Source organism: Micromonospora citrea, assembly GCF_900090315.1.
GTDB lineage: Bacteria > Actinomycetota > Actinomycetes > Mycobacteriales > Micromonosporaceae > Micromonospora > Micromonospora citrea.
In genome coordinates this window covers 44,935-62,073 of the sequence record NZ_FMHZ01000002.1, presented here as the reverse complement: position 1 = coordinate 62,073, position 17,139 = coordinate 44,935, and the positions used below count along the sequence as shown (strand labels likewise).

Below are 17,139 nucleotides of genomic sequence, written 5' to 3'. Positions count from 1 at the left end.
GCCCACATTCGTGGCGGGTGCGCCGGGGCGCAACCGGAAGCGGGGCCTCGGATGCCATCGTGTCGGGGCGCCGCGCCGGAGAACCGGGCCGAAGGTCCCGAAGATCGTCAGGGATTGGTCAACCTCGGCCGGTGCCCGTCGGGGGTGGCGGTTCCGGCTACCTGTCGGGCGGCACCGGTCGGGGTGATCCGGTCCCAGGCCGGAATCGGCAGCGCGATCACCGCGGCGGGGAAGAGCCCGTGCTCCTCGTTGTCGATGTGCCGGTGCAGCCGATCCAGCGCGGCCAGCACCGCCGGCCAGTCCGGCGCCGACCGGTCGACACCGCCGAGCACACCGTGGATGTCGTCGTGCTCGGCGCAGAGCTTCTCCACCGCCTCGGCCAGGCTGCCCTCGGCCCGCAGTTCCTCGAAGAGCCCTCGCTCCTCGGTGGCGGTGTGCGGGCCGAGGAGGGTCAGCAGGGCGTCCAACGCCGCCGGCGCGTCGGCGGCGCCGGCCCCTATCGCCGCGCGGAGCCGGCCGGCCGCGTTCGCGATCGCCTCGTGTTCGGCGGAGAGCCGACCGATCAGAGGGAACTCCCGGCAGCCGCAGTAGTTGCACATCAGCACTCATCTCCCCGCATCACGACGACGTCCGTCCCCATCGTCGGCTCGGCGTGAGCGCCGCCGGCAGGGCCGATCGGCCCGGTACCCCGGGGCGACGGATCCCGGGACGCCACCCCGCGGCGGGCGCCGCGCCGGGGCAGGCGACGGCATGGCCGGGCGGCGGTCGACCCGGCTATGGTGGCGGCATGCAGGAACGGCAGGCTGTCCGCCGCGCCGGCAGGCGGATCCCGCTGCCGGCGCTGCTGATGCTCGCCGTGCTGGTCGTGGTGCTGGCCGCCGCGCGGGCGGTCGGGCTGTGCATCGTGTTCCGGTCCACGCGTCGGGCCGTCCCGGGTTGTGTACCGGCATGGTCGGCGGACCGCGCTCCGCCCAGGCTGACGTTCGCCGTCTGAAGCCTGTCCGCCTCCGGCGCCGCGCGGCGCCGGCCCCTGGCCTGGAGCACCATGCCCGCCCTGCGTCCCGCCACGCGCCTGCGTCCCGCCACGCGCCCCCGTCCCCCGTCCGTCACCCGGCCGGCGGCCGTCATCCCGCCGCGGGGGTGGTGAGCATGCTGGCCCCCGGTGCGTACGCCCGTCTCGGCCTGCGGCACCCCCTCGCCCTCGACCTCGGCACCTCGACGGTGCGCGTGTGGACCCCGCCGCACGGCACGGTGGTCGCCGAACCCGCCGTCGTCGCGCGGATACCCTCCGGCGGTCACGCCGTCGGCCGCGCCGCGATCGACCTGCGCGCCGGCGGCGACGCGAAGCTGGTGTGGCCGGTGCGGCACGGCGTCGTCGAGGACTTCCACGCCTGCGTGCACCTGCTGCGGGTCGTGGCCGCGGCCACCGGCAGGCCGGGCGACGACCTGTCCCCGGTCGTGGTCGGCGTGCCGGCCACCGCGACACTGCGACAGAAGAACCTCCTGGTCGCGGTCGTTCGGCGGGCGCTCGGCGGGCGCGTCGCCACCGTGGAGGAGCCGCTGGCGGCGGCCCTGGCCTGCCCGGCCGACCTCGACAGCGACGACGTCGTCGCCATCGACATCGGGCACGGCCGCACCGAGATCGCCCGCATCGCCGACCGCGCGGTCGTGGCGGCCGAGCGCGTGGACGTGCCGAACACCGTCGACCAGGTGCCGTCGATCGCGGCCACCGTGCGGCGCCTGGGCGCCCACCCCGTCCGCCCGGGGCGACGTCGGCTGCTGATCACCGGCGGCGGCGCGGCACACCCGGGGCTGGCGGCCAGGCTGGCCGCCCTGACCGGTCGCACCGTCACGATGCCCGCCGATCCCCACCTGGCCACGCTGGCCGGTCTGCGCCTGCTGCTCACCGGCTGACCCGCCCGCCGACCCCGCGCGGTGCCCCGCTGGCGGCGCCGCGCGGTCGTCGGCGCGTCCACCGGCCGGGCGTCCCGTCCGGCCGTGCCGTGCCCACCGCCGATTCCCCGCACCACCTGGAGTAACGATGGACGTCGAACTGACACCGCTGCCCGGCATCGGGTTCCGCCGCATGTTCACCACCGACGCGGGGTGCCGCGTCGGCGTGGTGACCCACTACGCGGGCGGCCGGCGTGAGCTGGTCTACCACGACGGCGACGACCCCGACGCCACCCGCAGCATCACGTTGCGACGCGACGAGGCCGTCGCCCTCGCGGGACTGCTCGGCCTCCTCGACGTCTTCGACGTCACCATCACCCCGGCGGACGACCCGGACAGGCAGCCCACCGCCCCTCGGTGAGACGCCGCCTGCCCTGGTCGTCGTCACCGCGAGCGGGACGCTCTTCGATGCCGCCCGCCGGCGCGGTCGCGGTCAGGCGCAGCCAGGAGGCGCAGTCGCGCAACTCGTCGCGCACCGCCTCGGTTGGTCACGTCCCGGACAGCGCGGCGCGCGACGCCGCGACGATCGCCGCCACCCCGATGCCCGCCTGGTCCATCAGCTCGCTCGCCGTGCCGGAGGTCGGCAGTCCGCGTACGGCCAGGTGCGTCACCCGCACCGGCTCGGCGAGATCGGCCAGCGCCTCCAGCACGGCCGAGCCGAGGCCGCCCTCCGGGTAGTGGTCCTCCACCACCACCAGCCGGCCGCCGGTGACCCGGACGGCGTCGAGCAGCCGCTGCCGGTCCAGCGGCTTCACCGAGTACAGGTCGATCACCCGGGCCCGGACGCCCTCGTCCGCCAGCCGCTCGGCGGCGGCGAGGCAGTTGTGCACCGTCACCCCCGCGCCGATCAGCGCGACGCGGTCGTCGTCGCCGCCGCGCAGCAGCTTGCTGCCGCCCACCGGGAACTCCTCGCCGTCGCCGTACAGGACGGGATACGCCCCACGGGTCGTCCGCAGGTAGGTGACGCCCGCCAGGTCGACCATCCGCTCGACGAGGGCCGCGCAGGACACGGCGTCGCTCGGGTAGAGGACGGTGGAGCCGTGGACGGCGCGCATCGCCGCCAGGTCCTCCAACCCCATCTGGGAGGGGCCGTCCGCGCCGACCTCCACGCCGGCGTGCGAGCCGGACAGGGCGATGTCGGCCCCGGAGATGGCGGCCATGCGGATGAAGTCGTAGGCGCGGGAGAAGAAGGCCGCGAAGGTCGACGCGAAGGGGCGGTATCCGCGCACCTGAAACCCGACCGCCGCCGCGACCAGTTGCTGCTCGGCGATGAACATCTCGAAGAACCGGTCGGGATACGCCTCGGCGAACCGGTCGGCGCGGGTCGAGTCGCTGACCTCGCCGTCCAGCGCCACCACGTCCGGTCGGGCCCCGAGGGCGCGCAGCGCGTCGCCGTAGGCGTTCCGGGTGGCCACCCTCGCCCCCACCTCGTACCGCGGCCGGGCCGGCGGGGCACCGGCGGGCGTGACGGGCGGCGGCGCGGGCTCCGGCCGGGGCCCGGCGACGCGGATCCGGCGTACGCCGCCGAGCGCCTCGACGGCGCGCTCGGCCAGGTCGGGCTTGAAGGGCTTGCCGTGCCAGCCCGGCTCGTTCTCGACCTCGGGCACCCCCTTGCCCTTGACGGTGCGGGCGAGCAGCACGGTCGGCCCCGTCGCCCGCCGGGCCCGACCGAGCGCCTCGTCGACGGCGGCGAGGTCGTGGCCGTCGACGACGAGCGCCTGGCAGCCGAACGCCTCCACCCGACGCCGGTAGGTGTCCAGGTCCCACTCCAGCTCCGTCGGCCCCCGCTGCCCGAACCGGTTGACGTCCACGATCGCCGTCAGGTTGCCCAGCCCGTAGTGGCCGGCCTTGTCCAGCGCCTCCCAGACCGAGCCCTCGGCGGTCTCGCTGTCCCCGCACAGCACCCACACGTGGAACGGCAGCCGGTCCAGGTAACGGCCGGCCAACGCGATGCCGACGCCGACGGGCAGCCCCTGGCCGAGCGCGCCGGTGGCCACGTCGACCCACGGCAGCGCCGGGGTGGGGTGCCCCTGCAGCCGCGAGCCGAAGCGGCGGTACGTCTCCACCAGTTCCTCGTCGTCGATCACGCCGACCGCCTTGAAGACCGCGTACAGCAGCGGCGAGGCGTGGCCCTTGGAGAAGATCAGATGATCGTTGGCGCGGTCGCGCGGGTTCGCCCAGTCGTAGCGCAGGTGCCGGGAGACCAGCACGGCGAGCAGGTCGGCGGCGGACAGGCTGGAGGTCGGGTGACCGGATCCGGCCCGGGTGCTGCACCGGATCGCGTCCACCCGCAGCTGCGCGGCGAGCTCGCCCAGCTCGGTGGTCTCGTCGGCGCGGAGTGTGCGCTCTGCTTCCATGGTCACCGGCATCGCCTCCAGCGATCGGCCTTCCTCGGCCGGCCCCCCGCCGAGGGCCACCCGGCCCACGGCCGGTGCGGCTTCCGCCGGCCCGCTCGAGGTAACGGTAGTCAGGAAACCCGGCCCGGCGTCCGGCAACCACCGATTTGCCCGGCAGGCGCGGTTCCGGCCGGCGGGCGCGGTCGGTCGGAGCCACCCGGACGCCCCAGCGGCGAGCCGAGGCGCGGCCGTGGGACTAACCCGCGGTGTGGCGGGAAAGGGGCCGCCCGGGAAGCCGTCTCGGAAGGGAGGCGCCGTGGAAGCCGTCGTGATCGGCGTGGTGATCGTGATCGCGGCCCTGGCACTGGTCGGCGCGCTGAGCGTGCGGCTGGTGCAGCAGTACCAGCGCGGCGTCGTCTTCCGCTTCGGCCGGGTGCTGACGCCGGTGCGGCAGCCCGGCCTGCGCCTGATCGTCCCGGTCGCCGACCGGATGGTCCGGGTCAGCATGCAGACGACCGTGATCGGCGTGCCCCCGCAGGGGGCGATCACCCGGGACAACGTCACCCTCACCGTCGACGCGGTGGTCTACTACCGGGTCGTCGACCCGGTGAAGGCGCTGGTCAACGTCCGGGACTACCCGTCGGCCGTGCTCCAGGTGGCGCAGACCGCCCTGCGGTCGGTGATCGGCAAGGCGGACCTGGACACCGTGCTGGGCGACCGGGACCGGGTCAACGCCGAACTGAAGGCGGTCATCGACGCCCCCACGGAGGAGCCGTGGGGACTGCTCATCGAGCGGGTCGAGGTCAAGGACGTCGCGCTGCCCGAGGGGATGAAGCGGTCGATGTCCCGCCAGGCCGAGGCGGAACGCGAGCGCCGCGCCCGGGTGATCGCCGCCGACGGCGAGTACCAGGCGTCCCGCCGGCTCGCCGACGCGTCCCGGGCCATGGCGGCCACGCCCGGGGCGTACCAGTTGCGGCTGCTGCAGACCGTCGTGGACGTGGCGGCGGAGAAGAACAGCACCCTGGTGATGCCGTTCCCGGTGGAGCTGCTGCGCTTCTTCGACAAGTTCAACCGGGACACCGGGGCGCAGGAGGCGCGGGTCCCCGAGGCGGAGCGGCCCGCGCCGTCGCCCGCCGTGTCCGGCGACGGTCACCGCCGCCCGCCGGCCTGACCCGCCCCGCCGCCCGCCCACCCGCGACAGGCGCCGCGCCGGCCGGCCTCAACGCGCCGGCGCCGACTCCGCCGCCGGTTGACCCGGCTGCTCCGGTACGACCGCCTCGTTCGCGCGCGGCACCGTGAACACGAACCACGCCCCGTCCCGGTGACCCTCGTCCAGGGTCAGCGTCCCGCCGTGGTACTCGACGATCTTCTTGCACACCGCCAGCCCGATGCCGGTGCCCGGGTGGGCGCCCCGGGGATGCAGCCGCTGAAAGATCACGAGGATCTTCTCGGCGTACCGGGGGTCGATGCCGATGCCGTTGTGCTCGACGGCGAAGCGCCAGCCGTCCGGGGTGTCCGTCACCGGTCCGCGGTGGAGCGGCGCAGCTCGGCAGCCTGCCGCTCCAGGGCGTCCCGGTGGTGCTGGCTGCGCTCCCACGCGTCCACCACCGCCCGCCGCACGGTCTCCACGTCGCTGGTCAGCCGCGCCGCTTGCCGGCCGGTGCCACCTGTGGCGGGTGTCCGTTACCGACCATGTCATCACCCTGCCGTGCCGAGGCGGACGTCCGGAGCCGGGAAGCGTCCGTTGCGCCGATGGCCCCGGCGCCGGCGGCGACCACAATGGCGACCGTGGCGGCCACGGCGGCCGCCCGGTGCGGGAGGGGGCGCCGTGACGGGTTGGCAGGTGTCCGGCTACCGGCCGGTCCGGCAGCTCGGCGCCGGCGCGTCCGGCCGGGTGGACCTCGCGGTGCACGACGAGACCGGCACCCCGGTCGCGATCAAGTACCTGACCGGCGGGATCGGCGACGACCCGTCGTTCCGCACCGCGTTCCGCGACGAGGCCCGGCTGCTGGCCGAGATCGACGACCCGCACGTCTCCCGGCTCTACGAGTACGTCGAGTCGCCGGCCGGCGCGGCCATCGTCATGGAGCTCGTCGACGGGGTGTCCCTGCGACAGATGCTGCGTGCGCACGGGCCGACGACCCCGGAGTCGGCGCTCTGCGTCCTCAGGGGATCGCTGGCCGGGCTCGGCGCCGCGCACGCCAGGGGAGTCGTGCACCGCGACTACAAGCCCGAGAACGTGCTGGTCACCGCCGAGGGTGCCAGCAAGCTTGCCGACTTCGGCATCGCGATGCCCGTCGGCAGGTCCTCGGGCGTCAGCGTCACCGGCACCCCCCGCTACATGGCCCCGGAACAGTGGACGGGCGCCCCGGCCAGCCCGGCCTGCGACATCTACGCCGCCACCGCGACCTTCTACGAGTGCCTCACGGGCCGGCCGCCCTACGAGGGACGGGACCTGCTCACCCTGCGCCAGCAGCACGCCCGGGCGCCGATCCCCACCGACCCGGCCCCCGCGCCGGTGCACGACCTGCTGCGGCACGGCATGGCGAAACAGCCGGCCGAGCGCCCGCAGCCCGCGCAGGCCTTCCTCGCCGAGCTGGAGCAGGTGGCGACCGAGGCGTACGGCCCGGAGTGGGAGGAGCGCGGCCTGCGCGAGCTGGCCCGGCGGGCGGCCCTGCTCGCGGCCCTCTTTCCGCTTCCCGACGGCACCGGCGGCGCCACCAGTCTCGCCAGCACCGCGCTCGGCGAGGGCACCGGCCGGTGGACCCGCTTGCGCGGGGGCCGGGCCCGCGCGGCGCTGCTCGGCGGCGGACTGGCCGCCGCGCTGCTGCTCGCCGGCGCCGGGCTGAGCTACGCCGGCCGAGACGGCGCGGCGCCGGCGGCGGCCGAGCGGGGCGAGACAGCGGGCGCGGGCGGGCCGGCGCCCGCGTCGACCGGCGCGTCGTCCACGCCGACGGTGGCGACGACCGTCGCCCCGACACCCACCGCCGCGCCGACAGCCACGACGGCGGCGCCCGCGCCGGCGCCGCCGACCGACACGAGCGCGCCCGCGCCGACGTCCGCCCCCGCCTCGCCGACGGCGTCGGTCAGCCCCAGCGCGCCGCCGGGGGACGCCGTCGAGCCCTCCGTCGGGCGGGTCGCGGCCGGCCCGACGGAACTCGACCCGGCCGGCTGCCCGTACGGGCCCACGGCCAGCACCGTCTCCGCCGTCGTCTCCGACGACCGTACGCCGGCCGGCGGACTGCGGGTCCGCTTCCGCTACACCCTGGACGGCCGCACCACCGAGGTGGCGATGACCCTCGACAGAGGCGGGACGTTCCGGGGCGTCCTCGGCGACCTGCCCCGGCCGGCGAACAGCACCCGGATCCCGATCCGCGTCGTCGCGATCGACGAGGCCGGCAACGCCTCGCCGGAGAGCGCGCCGGTCCACGTGACGCTCCACTCGTTCTGCACCCCCGGCTGACCGGGACCAGGATGCCGACCACGACGACGGAGAGCGGGCCACCGTGACCCAGCCGAACGACCCGACCGAGGCGCTGCCCACCCACCGGCTTCCCGTCGACGGCGCGGCGACGGCCCGCCTCGACGGCCTGCCGCACCCGGCCGAGCCGACCGTGAACCTCGCCGCCGCCGAGCCGACCGCTCGTCCGCGTGCCGGCGGGTCGCCGACGCACCCGGGCCCGGACGAGCCGACCGTCCATCCGCATTCGGGCGAGGCGACGGCGTACCTCGGTTCGCGCGAGCCGACCGCTGACCTGAGTGGCGAGGAGGCGACGGCGTACCTCGGTTCGCGCGAGCCGACCGCTGACCTGAGTGCCGATGAGGCGACGGCGTACCTCGGTTCGCGCGAGCCGACCGCTCACCTGAGTGCCGATGAGGCGACCGCCTACCTCGGCTCGGGTGAGCCGACAGCCGCTCTGACGGCCGGCGGGCCGGCCGCGCCCCCGCACCCCGGCGAGCCGACCGGAGGTGTGCACGCCGGTGAGCCGATCGCGCACCTGCACGTCGGCGAGCCGAGCGGTCGTGTGCACGCCGGTGGGCCGGCCGCGCCCCCGCACCCCGGCGAGCCGACCGTTCGGCTGGACATCGGGCGGGCCGGGGCGTTCACGACGGGGCAGGCGGGTCGGGCCCAGGCGGCGGCCACGCCGACCGCGACCGGACGGGTCACCGGGAACGCGTCGGGGACGCTCTTCGGCGGGCGTACCGGAGCATCGCCCGCGCCCCCGGGCGGGGAGGTGCGGTTCGGGCCGGGCGTGCCGAGCACACCGCCTGCCGCGCCCGCCTGGCCCGCGCGGACGCCTCCGCGCCGGCGGCGGTCGGCGCTGCGGACGGTCACCTCGGCGCTGTCGACCGTGCTCACCGTCGCGCTGCTCGCCGCCGTCGGCCTCCACATCTGGCAGCGGCTGAGCCCGCTGGAGGTCACCGGCGTGGCGGTGGCGGTGCCGCGGCCGGCCGGTGACCGGTGCGACGTCACCGTCGACGTGGTGGCCACCGTGTCGACCAACGGCCGGGCGGGGAAGATCCGCTACCAGTGGCTGCGCACCGGCAGCGCTCCTGGCAGCCTGCTGACCGAGCGGGTCGGCCGGGGCCAGCGCAGCGTGCACCTGACGCTGCGGTGGGCCTTCACCGGCGTGGGCACCACGACCGGGACGGCCACCGTCAACATCGTCTCTCCGTCCGCCGTGCAGGCCCAGGCACCGGTGACCTACGACTGCCGGCGCGGCTGATCCCGCTGCCGCTCGGGCGGAACGGGGCCCGTCTCGCGGTTGCCTCCCGTGCGACGCCGACCGGTGTTTCCCTGTTCAGCGCCGGGGGTAGGTCGGGCCCGACGAGACGGATGCCCGTGTGGAGGATTCCGATGAGAGACGACTTCGGCGACGCGGTGGGGGACGCCCTCCGCTCGGTGATGCTGTTCCTGCCCAAGGCCGTGGCCTTCGTGGCGATCCTGGTGGCCGGTTGGCTGATCGCCAAGGCCGTACTCAAGATCGTAAACAAGGTGTTGGAGCGCGTGGGCTTCGACCGCGCGGTGGAGCGCGGCGGGATCCGCCGGGCCCTGGCCCGCTCCCGGTACGACGCCAGCGACATCGTCGCCAAGCTCGCCTACTACGGGGTGCTGCTGGTCACCCTCCAGGTCGCGTTCGGCATCTGGGGCCCGAACCCCGTCTCGGACCTGATCGCCGGTGTCATCGCCTGGCTGCCCCGTGCCTTCGTCGGCATCGTCATCGTCGTGGTCGCCGCGGCGATCGCCAACGCCGTCAAGGACATCATCAGCGGCGCCCTGGGCGGCCTGTCGTACGGCCGGATCCTGGCCACCATCGCCTCGGTGTTCATCCTCGGCCTCGGCGTCATCGCGGCCCTCAACCAGATCGGGGTGGCCACCGCCGTCACCACCCCGGTGCTGATCGCGGTGCTCGCCACCGTCGGCGGCATCCTCGTCGTCGGGGTCGGCGGAGGGCTGGTCCGTCCGATGCAGAGCCGGTGGGAGTCCTGGCTGACCCGCGCCGAGCAGGAGTCGCGGCTGATCGCCACGCACGCCCGCGCCTACCGGGCCGGCCGCCGCGACAGCGAGGCCCACCTGGCCGCGCGGGCCACCGACGCCGACGCCACGCAGGTCGTCCCGCGTCCCGGCGGTCCCGCCGGCCTCGGCGGCGACGCCGACGCGACCCAGGTCGTCGCCCGCTCCGGCGGTCCCGCCGGCCTCGGCGGCGACGCCGACGCCACCCAGGTCGTCCCGCGCGCGGCGGACACCGGCGGCCCGGCCACACCCCAGGCCGACCCGGAGGCCACGCAGGTCACCTCCACCGGCGCCACCATCCCGGCGCAGCCGACCGGCCAGGACGCCGAGGCCACCATGGTCATCCCGCCGCTGGGCGAGGAGAAGTTCCGCCGCTGACGTGGCCGGCGCGTCGTCGGGGTGGGGCCACATCGGCCCCACCCCGACGCGTGTCGGGGGCAGGACCCGCGCCGAGGCCTCCGGCGACTATCATCGCCGGCATGACGTGGCGATGTTGATGCACCGCTGACGGTCGCCCCCGTGGGCCGCCGCGGTCGCCGTACGTCCGGCGTCCGCTTCGTCCTCACGGGAAGGCCTCATGACCGTCCACACTCCACGTGTGCCCGATCCGCGTGTCCGCCGGCTGGCGGCCACCCTCTACGGGTACGCGTTCCTCGGTGAACTCGTCCTGCTCTACCCGCTGTACGCGCTGCTGTTCAGCGACACCGGCCTGTCGGTCTGGCAGATCTCCTCGCTGTTCGTGATCTGGTCGGCGAGCAGCATCCTGCTGGAGGTGCCCTCCGGCGCCTTCGCCGACGCCGTCTCCCGCCGGTTGCTGCTCGGCCTCGCCCCGCTCGTCACCGCCGCCGGTTTCGCGCTCTGGGTGCTGGTTCCCTCGTACCCGGCCTTCGCGGTCGGGTTCGTGCTCTGGGGCACCGGCGGCGCCCTCGCCTCCGGCGCGCTGGAGGCGCTGGTCTTCACCGAGCTCGACCGGCTCGACGCCACCGGCCGCTACGCCCGCACCATGGGCCGGGCCAGGACGGCCGAGACGCTCGGCGTGCTCGCCTCGATCGTGCTGGCCGGCCCCGTGTTCGCCGCCGGCGGCTATCCGGCGGTCGGCGCGGCCAGCGTGCTCGCCTGCCTGCTCGCCGCCGCCGTCGCCACGCGTTTCCCGGAACACCACAGTCGCCCGGCCGCCGCTTCCGCCGCCCCGGCCGCCCGCACCGCCTGCGGATCGGCCGACCCCGACCCCGGCGCCGCGGACCCGGCTGCCGCCGCTGTCGCTTCTGCCGCCGCCGTCCAGCCCGGTGTCGCCTCCGCTCCGTCCGGTCCCGGCGCTGCCGCCGAGGCCGGCCCCGGGGCGGGACAGGCCGGGCCGGTGGGCGACGGGTCGGGGGCCACGACGGCGGAACGGGACGACGGTGACGATCTCGGCTGGTGGGCGAGCCTGCGGGCCGGGCTCGCCGAGGCGCACCGGGACCGGGCCGTCCGGGCGGCCGTCCTGCTGGTCGCGGCGGTCGCGGCGGTGTGGGGCGCCCTCGACGAGTACACCCCGCTGCTGGCCCGGGACACCGGCGTCGGCGAGGCGACGGTGCCGCTGCTGCTCCTGCTCACCTGGGTCGGGGTGAGCGTCGGCGGCCTGCTCGCCCCGGCGGGGGAGCGGCTCACCAGTCGTGGGTACGGCGGGCTGCTGGCCGTGTCGGCAGCCGCCCTCGCCGCCGGGGCGCTGCTCGCCCGACCGGTCGGCTTCGTGCTGGTCGCGGCGGCGTTCTGCGGATTCCAGCTCGCCACCGTGCTCGCCGACGCCCGGTTGCAGGCCCGGATCACCGGCGGCAGTCGGGCCACGGTCACGTCGCTCGCCGGGATGGCCACCGACGTGACGATCATCGCGGTCTACGGGGGGTACGGCCTGCTCGCCACCGGCGCCGGCAACGCCGTCGCGTTCGCGGTGGCCGCCGTGCCGTACCTGATCGTGGCGCTGCTCCTGGCGACCCGCGCCCACCGCCCGACCCGCCCCCAGCGGTAGCGCTCCGCCCGACGCAGCGCTCGTCGATCTTGCACTTTCGGCCCCGGCAAAGGGGACATGTGCCGCATTCAAGGGTCACAAAGTGCAAGATCGACGGGGCGGGGGCGGGGGTGAGGGGAGGGCGCGGGCGGGGGTCAGGCGCGGGTGGGTTCGGTGGTTTGCTCCCAGATCGAACTCATCTCGTCGAAGGCCTGCTCCATGAGCTGAACCATGGCCCGCCGGGCGCGCTCGCCGTCGCGCCGCTGGATCGCCTGGGCCACCTCCGCGTGCAGCTGGAGAGCCTGCTCGTGCGGGTGGTGCGGCATGAGGTGGTGCTGATGCCGGCCGGCGAGCACCTCGGCGACCAGGTCCTGCAACCGGACGAACATCTCGTTGCCGGAGGCCACCAGCACACGCCGGTGGAACTCTATGTCGAGCTGGAGGAAGCGCTCCTCGTCGCCGGCCTTGCCGGCGGCCCACATCTTCGCCGCGAGCCCGACGAGGTCGCTGGCTTCGTCGTGACCGGCGCGCTCGGCGGCGAGCCATGCGGCGTGCGGCTCGACGGCGGTGCGCAGCTCGGTGATCGAGCGGAGCTGGACGATGCGGCCGGACGAGGCGAGCCGCCAGCGGATCACCTGGGGATCGAACACGTTCCAGGCGTCCGGGGGAAGGATCATGACCCCGACCCGGCGGCGGGCCTCGATGAACCCGATCGAGGCGAGCACCCGCAGCACCTCCCGGACGACCGAGCGGGACACGGCGTAGCGGTCGACCAGGTCGTCGATGTTGAGCACCGAGCCCGGCGCCAGCTCGCCACCGCAGATCGCCGTGCCGAGGTGGTCGAGGACGCGTGCGTGCAGCCCTGACTCGACAGGGGCGAGCTTGGCGGCGGCAACCCCCGGGGAGGACTGTTTCACGCGGCGGATCATATCAGTTGGATCTACCTCTTGTATAAGTCTGCTTTTTCGGCCTAGCATCCCGAAGTTAAGCGGATGTAAACCGCGAGGTGGCAGCCCACCTGTCGGCGGCGGCCACGGCCACGGCCTCGACATAAGGAGAGATGGACGTGAGACGTCGATCAGTAATCGGGACTTCCCTGGCGATGGTCGTCGCCCTCGGCCTGTCGGCCTGCGGTGGCGGCGACGACGCGGGCAGCTCGAACACCGTGCGCGTGACGCTGGTCAACCACGTGTGGACGGAGAACATCAAGAAGGCCCTGCCGGAGTTCGAGAAGCAGTCGGGCCTGAAGGTGGAGGTCACCCAGCTCGGCGAGGACCAGCTCTCCGACCAGTACAACGTCAAGCTGAACGCCGGATCCACCGATCTCGACGTGATGATGTACCGGCCGCTGCAGGAGGGGAAGCTGTTCGCCAAGAACAAGTATCTCGCCGACCTCACCGAGAAGGCCAAGTCGGACAGCGCGTTCGAGGTCGGTGACTTCCAGTCCGGCCCGGTGGGGGCCACCACGTACGAGGACAAGCTGGTCGGCGTGCCGATCATCACCGAGCAGGAGGTCCTCTACTACCGCAAGGACCTGCTGGAGAAGTCCGGCTTCACCGCCCCGCCGAAGACCCTCGACGAGCTGAAGGCGCAGGCGGCGAAGGTCGAGGCGGACAACCCGGGCGTGGCGGGCTTCGTGTCCCGCACCGGCAAGGCCGCCGCGGTCACCCAGTTCTCCAGCTTCCTCTACAGCTTCGGCGGCGACTTCGTCGACGCCAGCGGCAAGGCCTCGGTCAACACCCCGCAGGCCAAGCAGGCGTACGCCTACTACGGCGGGCTGCTGCGTGAGCACGGCCCGGAGAACATCAGCACCGACATGAGCTGGTCCGAGGCGATGGCGATCTTCACCCAGGGCAAGGCGGCCTTCTACACCGAGGCCAACTCGCTCTACAAGAACGCCACCGACCCGACCAAGTCGAAGGTCTCCGAGACCGTCGGCTTCGCGGCCTTCCCGGCCGGCCCGGCCGGCTCGAAGCCGTACAACATCCCCTCCTGGGCGCTCGGCGTCAACGAGGCGTCCAAGAACCAGGACAACGCCTGGAAGTTCATCCAGTGGGCGGCGGGCAAGGAGCAGGCGCTGGCCCAGCAGAAGGCCGGCGTGCCCAGCGCCCGTACCTCCGTATGGGAGAACCCGGAGGGCGCGGCGACCTACCCGAAGGACCTCGCCGAGGCCACCACGGTCAGCACCGCCAACGGCGTGGGCCACGACCGCCCGCTGGTCGTGAAGGTCGCCGAGGCGCGCGAGATCGTCGGCCAGCCGATCGTCGACGCGATCACCGGCAAGGACGCGGCCGCCTCGGCGGACGCGGCGAACGAGAGGTTCCAGAAGTTCCTCGACGACGAGGCGAAGTAGCCCGAAGCGCGGGTGGCGGAGCCCACCGGCTCCGCCACCCCGCGTCGGGACCCTGGCCCTGACCCATCCGGAGACCTCATGTCAGCCGTCACCACACCAGCCACCAGATCGCCCGAGGCGCGTCAGGCGTCCCCGGAGACGTCGGCCTGGTCGCGCTGGGCCAACGAGCACCGCAAGTGGCTCTTCGCGGCGCCCGCCATGCTGTTCGTCGCCGTGCTGATCGTCTTCCCGGTCGCCTGGACCGGGTACCTCAGCCTGACCGACGCCGAGGGCTCGGTGCGCGCCGAGAGCGAGTTCATCGGCTTCCAGAACTACCTCGACGTGCTCGGCGACACCGACCGGTTCTGGCCGGCCGTGTGGCGCACCGCCCTGTTCACCGGCGTCGTGCTCTTCTTCGAGGTCGTCCTCGGCATGGCCATCGCCCTGCTGCTGTGGCGGCCGTTCCGCGGGGAGAAGTGGGTCCGGGTCGCGATCCTCCTGCCGCTGGTGGCCACCCCGGTCGCGGTCGGCATGATGTGGCGGCTGATCTTCGACCCCAACATCGGGATGGCGAACCAGGTGCTCGGCTGGGTCGGCATCGGCCCCCAGCCGTGGCTCTCCGGGCAGAACTCGGCGCTGCCGACGACGATGTTCATCGACATCTGGCAGTGGACGCCGATGGTCGTGCTGATCCTGCTCGCCGGCCTGACGTCGCTGTCCGACGAGCCGCAGGAGGCGGCGCTGATCGACGGCGCCAGCACCTGGCAGCGGTTCCGGCACGTCACCCTGCCGCTGCTGATGCCCACCGTCATCGTCGCGATCCTGCTGCGCGGCATCGACGCCCTGAAGACGTTCGACATCCTCTACGCCACCAAGGGGCGCGGCGGCGGGTCGTTCCACGAGGTGGAGACCCTCAACGTGTACGCCTACGGGCTCAGCTTCGACTACAACGACTACGGCGTCTCATCGACCGTCCTCATCATCTTCTTCCTGATCATCATCGGGGTGATGTGGGCCCTGACCTACCGCAAGAAGGGGCTGGACCGATGAAGCTGCGCAGGCCGTACAAGATCTTCCGGACGGTGGCCCTCACCCTCGTCGTGTTGTCGCTGATGGCCCCGTTGATCTGGATGATCGCCGCGTCGTTCAAGACCAACGTCGACATCTACGACACGGACAAGGCGTTCGCCTTCTCCCCGACGCTGGACAACTACACGAACGTGCTCCAGCAGGCCAACTACGTGCAGTTCATCGGCAACAGCCTCTGGGTGGCGCTCGCCGCCACCGTGCTGTCGCTGCTGCTCGGGGTGCCCGCCGCGTACTCGATGAGCCGCTTCAACATGAAGAAGTCCGCGCTCGTCGTGCTCATGGCGCGGGTCATCCCCGGCGTCTCGCTGCTGGTGCCCTGGTACTACGTCTTCTCGAACCTGCAGATGGTCGGCGGCTTCACCGTGCTGATCCTCAGCCACATGTTCGTGTCGCTGCCGCTGATCGTCTACATCATGATGGGCTACTTCGACGGGCTGCCGACGGAGCTGGAGGAGGCGGCGCTCGTCGACGGGCTGACCCACATCGGCGCGTTCCGGCGGATCACCCTGCCGCTGTCGGTGCCGGGCATCGCCACCGCCGGCATCCTGTCGTTCATCTTCTCCTGGAACAACTTCATGTTCGCCCTCGTGCTCTCCGGGGCCGACACCAAGACGCTCCCGGTGGCGATCTTCGACTTCGTCGGCTACGCCAGCATCGACTGGGGCGGCCTGATGGCGGCGGCCACCGTGGTCACCCTGCCGATCATGCTGATCGCCCTGTTCGTGCAGAAGTACGTCGTCTCCGGCCTCACCGCCGGCGCCACGAAGGGCTGAGGACACCATGACCACGATCGCACGGGTGGAGACCTTCCTCGTCGCCCCGCGCTGGCTGTTCGTCCGCGTCGAGACCGACAGCGGGATCGTCGGCTGGGGCGAGGCGACCTGCGAGGGCCGGTCGGAGACCGTACGCACCGCCGTCGAGCAGCTCAGCGAGCTGCTGATCGGCAGGGACGCGCTGCGGATCGAGGACCACTGGCAGGTCATGACGAAGGGCTCGTTCTACCGGGGCGGGCCGATCCTGGCCAGCGCCGTCGCCGGGCTCGACCAGGCGCTGTGGGACATCGCCGGCAAGCACTTCGGCGCTCCCGTGCACCAGCTGCTCGGCGGCCCGGTCCGCGACCGGATCCGGGTCTACGGCTGGGTCGGCGGCGACGAACCCGGCGAGGTCCGTGACCAGATCGCCGCCGCCGTCGCCACCGGCCTGACCGCCGTGAAGATGAACGCCTCCGGCCGGATGAGCGCCGTCGCGTCCGTCGCCGAACTCGACGCCGTGGTGGCGCGGGTGGCCGCCGCCCGCGAGGTGCTCGGCGACGAGCGGGACGTGGCCGTCGACTTCCACGGTCGGTTCACCCTCGCCACCGCCCGCCGGGTCGCCCCGCTGCTCGAGGAGTTCCGGCCCTTCTTCCTGGAGGAGCCGGTGGTGCCGGAGAACTCGCACCTGATCGGCGAGTTCGTCCGCGCCACCACCACGCCGGTGTCCACGGGGGAGCGGCTCTACAACCGGCAGGAGTTCCTGCCCGTGCTCCAGGCCGGCATCGCGGTGGCCCAGCCGGACCTCTCGCACGCCGGCGGCATCACCGAGGTCCGCAAGATCGCCGCGCTGGCCGAGGTGTACGACGCGCAGCTCGCCCCGCACTGCCCGCTCGGGCCGATCGCCCTCGCCGCCTGCCTCCAGGTCGGCTTCGCCACGCCGAACTACCTGATCCAGGAACAGAGCATCGGCATCCACTACAACCTCGGCGCCGAGGTGCTCGACTACTGCCTCGACAAGACCCCGCTGACCTTCGTCGACGGGTACGTCGAGCGGCTCACGGCACCCGGCCTCGGCATCGACATCGACGAACACGCCGTACGGACGGCCGACAAGCGCGGGCACGCGTGGCGCAGCCCCACCTGGCGGCACCGCGACGGCTCCTACGCGGAATGGTGAT

15 protein-coding genes and 1 pseudogene are annotated in these 17,139 nt (G+C 73.7%); 12 read left to right on the top strand and 4 right to left on the bottom strand.

The window, feature by feature from the left end:
• Nucleotides 1-107 precede the first annotated feature (107 nt).
• Nucleotides 108-599, bottom strand: a complete 492-nt coding sequence (locus tag GA0070606_RS00655) for a hemerythrin domain-containing protein (RefSeq protein ID WP_091107096.1) — start codon at nucleotides 597-599, stop codon at nucleotides 108-110.
• A gap of 188 nt (nucleotides 600-787) precedes the next feature.
• Between GA0070606_RS00655 and GA0070606_RS00650 the strand changes: the two genes are divergently transcribed.
• The 3 genes from GA0070606_RS00650 (at nucleotide 788) to GA0070606_RS00640 (ending at nucleotide 2,314) form a co-directional block, all read left to right on the top strand.
• On the top strand, nucleotides 788-994 hold the full coding sequence (locus tag GA0070606_RS00650; RefSeq protein ID WP_091094556.1) for a hypothetical protein: 207 nt from the start codon (nucleotides 788-790) through the stop codon (nucleotides 992-994).
• Nucleotides 995-1,149: 155 nt separating this feature from the next.
• Nucleotides 1,150-1,914, top strand: a complete 765-nt coding sequence (locus GA0070606_RS00645; RefSeq protein WP_176737175.1) for a rod shape-determining protein — start codon at nucleotides 1,150-1,152, stop codon at nucleotides 1,912-1,914.
• A gap of 127 nt (nucleotides 1,915-2,041) precedes the next feature.
• Entirely contained in the window at nucleotides 2,042-2,314 is a 273-nt protein-coding gene (locus GA0070606_RS00640; RefSeq protein WP_091094554.1) for a cation:proton antiporter regulatory subunit, read from the top strand.
• Between the two features lie 127 nt (nucleotides 2,315-2,441).
• On the opposite strand, the gene GA0070606_RS00635 is transcribed toward GA0070606_RS00640, so the two are convergent.
• The gene (locus tag GA0070606_RS00635) at nucleotides 2,442-4,310 is read right to left on the bottom strand and encodes a transketolase (protein ID WP_245724894.1); all 1,869 of its coding nucleotides are present in this window, start codon (nucleotides 4,308-4,310) and stop codon (nucleotides 2,442-2,444) included.
• 295 nt (nucleotides 4,311-4,605) lie between these two features.
• Between GA0070606_RS00635 and GA0070606_RS00630 the strand changes: the two genes are divergently transcribed.
• Nucleotides 4,606-5,460, top strand: a complete 855-nt coding sequence (locus tag GA0070606_RS00630) for an SPFH domain-containing protein (protein ID WP_091094553.1) — start codon at nucleotides 4,606-4,608, stop codon at nucleotides 5,458-5,460.
• Nucleotides 5,461-5,508: 48 nt separating this feature from the next.
• Here the strand turns inward: GA0070606_RS00630 and GA0070606_RS33040 are convergent, their stop codons facing one another.
• Entirely contained in the window at nucleotides 5,509-5,811 is a 303-nt protein-coding gene (locus tag GA0070606_RS33040; RefSeq protein ID WP_425413017.1) for an ATP-binding protein, read from the bottom strand.
• A 306-nt stretch (nucleotides 5,812-6,117) separates the two neighbouring features.
• Between GA0070606_RS33040 and GA0070606_RS00620 the strand changes: the two genes are divergently transcribed.
• From GA0070606_RS00620 to GA0070606_RS00605, 4 genes and pseudogenes are all read left to right on the top strand, one after another.
• A complete protein-coding gene (locus tag GA0070606_RS00620; RefSeq protein ID WP_091094551.1) occupies nucleotides 6,118-7,752 on the top strand; it encodes a serine/threonine-protein kinase in 1,635 nt (544 codons plus the stop codon).
• A gap of 43 nt (nucleotides 7,753-7,795) precedes the next feature.
• On the top strand, nucleotides 7,796-9,016 hold the full coding sequence (locus tag GA0070606_RS00615; protein WP_091094550.1) for a hypothetical protein: 1,221 nt from the start codon (nucleotides 7,796-7,798) through the stop codon (nucleotides 9,014-9,016).
• 110 nt (nucleotides 9,017-9,126) lie between these two features.
• A pseudogene (locus GA0070606_RS00610) lies at nucleotides 9,127-9,859 on the top strand (mechanosensitive ion channel family protein); the annotation flags it as partial.
• Between the two features lie 522 nt (nucleotides 9,860-10,381).
• Complete coding sequence (locus GA0070606_RS00605; protein WP_091094548.1) at nucleotides 10,382-11,809, top strand: MFS transporter; 1,428 nt, start codon at nucleotides 10,382-10,384, stop codon at nucleotides 11,807-11,809.
• Nucleotides 11,810-11,943: 134 nt separating this feature from the next.
• Here the strand turns inward: GA0070606_RS00605 and GA0070606_RS00600 are convergent, their stop codons facing one another.
• Entirely contained in the window at nucleotides 11,944-12,705 is a 762-nt protein-coding gene (locus tag GA0070606_RS00600; RefSeq protein WP_245724511.1) for a FadR/GntR family transcriptional regulator, read from the bottom strand.
• Nucleotides 12,706-12,848: 143 nt separating this feature from the next.
• Here GA0070606_RS00600 and GA0070606_RS00595 point away from each other — a divergent pair, with 143 nt between their 5' ends.
• The 4 genes from GA0070606_RS00595 (at nucleotide 12,849) to dgoD (ending at nucleotide 17,138) form a co-directional block, all read left to right on the top strand.
• Nucleotides 12,849-14,141 carry an ABC transporter substrate-binding protein gene (locus GA0070606_RS00595; RefSeq protein WP_245724510.1) on the top strand — a complete coding sequence of 431 codons (1,293 nt, stop codon included), beginning with the start codon at nucleotides 12,849-12,851 and terminating at the stop codon, nucleotides 14,139-14,141.
• Nucleotides 14,142-14,219: 78 nt separating this feature from the next.
• The gene (locus GA0070606_RS00590) at nucleotides 14,220-15,170 is read left to right on the top strand and encodes a carbohydrate ABC transporter permease (RefSeq protein WP_218105915.1); all 951 of its coding nucleotides are present in this window, start codon (nucleotides 14,220-14,222) and stop codon (nucleotides 15,168-15,170) included.
• Nucleotides 15,167-15,982 (top strand): carbohydrate ABC transporter permease, encoded by an 816-nt coding sequence (locus GA0070606_RS00585; RefSeq protein WP_091094544.1) that lies wholly within the window; start codon nucleotides 15,167-15,169, stop codon nucleotides 15,980-15,982. The genes GA0070606_RS00590 and GA0070606_RS00585 overlap by 4 nt, the downstream gene beginning before the upstream one ends.
• A gap of 7 nt (nucleotides 15,983-15,989) precedes the next feature.
• Nucleotides 15,990-17,138 (top strand): galactonate dehydratase, encoded by a 1,149-nt coding sequence (gene dgoD / locus GA0070606_RS00580; RefSeq protein ID WP_091094543.1) that lies wholly within the window; start codon nucleotides 15,990-15,992, stop codon nucleotides 17,136-17,138.
• Nucleotide 17,139: the final 1 nt, after the last annotated feature.